Below are 3,363 nucleotides of genomic sequence, written 5' to 3'. Positions count from 1 at the left end.
AATGGCCGGTGAGAAGGGGCAAATCTCCCAGCCGGTCCCGTAACGGCGGGATAAACAGCGTCACGACACCAAGCCGGTAATACAAATCTTTGCGCAGCCGGTGATTTGCAATCGCTTCGTAAGGCGTTTCGTTCATGGTGGCGATCACGCGCACATCCACCGGCTTTTCCTGCGTGCCCCCGATCCGTTTCACTTTTTTCTCTTGCAGCACGCGCAAAAGCTTTGCCTGCAAATGAATGTTCAACGCATTGATTTCGTCGAGCAGAAGCGTGCCGCCGTCCGCCTGTTCGAATAGCCCTGCGCGGTCAACAGCACCTGTAAATGCCCCTTTCTTCGTGCCAAATAAGATACTTTCAATGAGATTGTCGGGAAGCGCAGCGCAGTTTTGCGCGATGAACGGTCCCCGGCTTCTTTCGCTTTCATAATGGATACTTTGCGCGAACAACTCTTTTCCCGTCCCGGTTTCACCGATAATCAGCACATAGGAGGAAGTGCGGGCGGCGCGCCTTGAAAATTCAATGACTTCGGAAATCGCCTTGCTTTTCCCGATAATATGGTGAAATGTATATCCGGTATGGGGCTCGTGGTTTCGGCGGATGAGGCGCTCAATTTTCGTAATGTCCTCCGCAATTTCAACAGCGCCCGCCAATTTTCCTTTATAATAAAACGGATACGTATGGTTGACGGAAGTAATTTCGCGGCCTTTATTGTTAAAGTACGTCTGTTTGACAAGATGGCTTTCTTCTCCGGTTTTGAGCGCCTTTAACAAGGTGCTTTCTTCACTGCTGCGAAAGCGGAAAACATCTTCCAACTTTTTATACAGTACTTCACGGCTGTCCATCCCCTCAATATCCCGCATTTTTTGATTGTAAATCATCGTGCGCCCTTCTTCATCCACTGCATGAATGCCGGCATCGACGAGATTCATTATTGTTTCGTACAACGCGAGGAGTACATCTTTTGTTTCTTCCATGTTGCGTCCACCCCCTTCGATGATAAAAATTTTAAAATATTTTGCGGCTTTATGCAAAAATTTTTTGCATTTTCACTGAAAAAACCGCACGAAGGCCTTTTTTTCATGATGGCATTCTTTTTGCATATGAATGGATAGGGACATTGAAAAGAAGGGAGAAACAAAATGGCACAAGTAAAAGAGCAAGCGAAGCAAGTAATTGAAAAAACGGAACAGTTCGGTGCGCATAATTATGCGCCGCTTCCGGTTGTCATTTCGGAAGCGGAAGGGGTGTGGGTGAAGGATCCGGACGGCCGCCGCTATATGGATATGCTGAGCGCTTATTCGGCACTGAACCAGGGGCACCGCCACCCGAAGATCATTCAGGCATTAAAAGACCAGGCGGACCGTGTGACGCTCACATCACGCGCGTTTTATAACGACAAACTTGGCGAATGGTACGAAAAAGTGTGCCAACTGACGAAAAAGGATATGGTGTTGCCGATGAACACCGGGGCGGAAGCGGTGGAAACGGCGGTCAAAGCTGCACGGCGCTGGGCATATGATGTGAAAGGCGTGCCGGACAATAAAGCGGAAATCATTGCCTGTACCGGAAATTTCCATGGCCGTACGCTGCTTGCGGTGTCGCTCTCATCGGAAGAAGAATATAAACGCGGCTTTGGGCCGATGATTGAGGGTATCAAGCTCATTCCGTACGGAGATGCGGAAGCGCTGCGGGAAGCCATCACTCCGAATACGGCAGCGTTCCTTGTCGAGCCGATCCAGGGGGAAGCTGGTATCAACATTCCGCCGGCCGGGTTTTTAAAAGAAGCAGCGGATATTTGCCGCGCGTCCCGGGTGCTTTTCATGGCAGACGAGGTGCAAACCGGGTTAGGCCGGACCGGCAAGTTGTTTGCGGTTGACTGGGAGGGTGTTACCCCGGATGTGTTCATTCTTGGGAAAGCGCTTGGCGGCGGTGTCATGCCGATTTCCTGTGTAGCTGCAAATAAAGAAATACTGGGTGTATTCAACCCGGGGTCGCACGGCTCAACGTTCGGCGGCAATCCGCTTGCATGCGCGGTATCGATCGCAAGCCTTGAGGTGATTGAAGAAGAAAAACTGGTGGAACGCTCGCTCCGGCTTGGACAGGTGCTCCTGGAGAAACTGCGTGAAATCGAGCACCCGTCGATTAAGGAAATCCGCGGCCGCGGCCTTTTCATCGGCGTGGAGCTCACGGAACCGGCGCGCTCTTATTGCGAAGCATTGAAAGAGGAAGGGCTGCTTTGCAAAGAAACGCATGAAAATGTCATCCGCTTTGCCCCGCCGCTTGTCATAACGGAAGAAGAGCTGGAATGGGCAATTGAACGGATCCGGAAAGTTTTTGAGGAGAAAAAATGATCAGGAGCCTGCTCTGCCAAACGGCGGGGCGGCTTTTTTAATTGGGAAGTATATAAGAGGCGCCCGCACATGCGAACTGTTTTTTGGGTGGCCTGCCAAAAGTCACTATACATTGCCGGCAGGGCCACGCCATACATTCATTTGGGAAATCATATGTCGTTCGAGTGGGGTACTCGAACGACATTTAAAGGTTTGTCTCCTGGGTAGCAAAAAGTATTTGAAAGCGGCGGTTCGCTTATGATTTGTCTTTCATAACCGTGATGAAGGAGAATTCACTGCAAGGAAGTTGTTCATTTGTCTTTCATCCTCTCAACCATGAAAGAAAATGGCGGAGCTTTTGTGCACAAATTTCGGCACAACGAATGGTCTCTTAGAAACTATTAAACAGATTTATTTCATACGTGCTGTACTTTAAAATCCATCAAAAAAGAGGGACTCCGCGTAAAATGTCTACATATTAGAAGTACTGCCAAAAAGACAAAATGAAATGTAAAGCTCTGCATGTGGAACGACCTCCCCTGCCGTCCATGCAAAGACGTTTAAGGTGGACCCCATCGTCAAGACACAAATTTAAAATTTTTAAGGTGGGTCAGAATCTGAAAAACAGATACTGACTAATAGAGCGTGAGGATGCTCATTGGAGGCAGTTAGTGGACAGTTCACATTTTTTGGAGTGATTCATCCTGCTTTATTTTTCCTTCTCCGGGGGTGTTGTGTCAAGGGCGAGTGTAGCGAGGGCTTTGCCGAACCCTTGACACAACACCCCCGGAGAAGTATCCTCTACCCGAAGGATGAATCACTCAAAGGCCATAAACGGAGGCAGGAGTCTTATAGCCCAGGGCCTGATGGAGTCTTTCGTGATTATAGAATTGTATAAGGTTACCAATCTCTTTCCTTGCTTCTCTAGGGGAGTTGTATTCTTTTAAATAGGGCTTGCTGAACGAATCAAATTTGGTCAGATACAAGCCAAATTCCGATTATCAAAATATAAAATAGTGTTGTGTAAAAATTTC

The 3,363-nt window shown here is 48.5% G+C and carries 3 protein-coding genes; 1 reads left to right on the top strand and 2 read right to left on the bottom strand.

The annotated features are described in order from the left end of the window. The coding region (locus IC21_RS14885; protein WP_035181130.1) for a sigma-54 interaction domain-containing protein at nucleotides 1-973 on the bottom strand (973 nt) is incomplete at its 3' end. Nucleotides 974-1,138: 165 nt separating this feature from the next. Here IC21_RS14885 and IC21_RS14880 point away from each other — a divergent pair. Further along, on the top strand, nucleotides 1,139-2,350 hold the full coding sequence (locus IC21_RS14880; protein ID WP_029142670.1) for an ornithine--oxo-acid transaminase: 1,212 nt from the start codon (nucleotides 1,139-1,141) through the stop codon (nucleotides 2,348-2,350). Nucleotides 2,351-3,150: 800 nt separating this feature from the next. Here the strand turns inward: IC21_RS14880 and IC21_RS17740 are convergent. Then, nucleotides 3,151-3,315, bottom strand: coding sequence for an integrase core domain-containing protein (locus IC21_RS17740; RefSeq protein ID WP_155116806.1), 165 nt, complete (start codon nucleotides 3,313-3,315; stop codon nucleotides 3,151-3,153). Nucleotides 3,316-3,363: the final 48 nt, after the last annotated feature.

This window comes from Heyndrickxia coagulans DSM 1 = ATCC 7050 (genome assembly GCF_000290615.1).
GTDB lineage: Bacteria > Bacillota > Bacilli > Bacillales > Bacillaceae_C > Weizmannia > Weizmannia coagulans.
The sequence above is the reverse complement of the archived record's forward strand: the minus strand, read 5'-3'. Positions and strand labels throughout refer to the sequence as shown.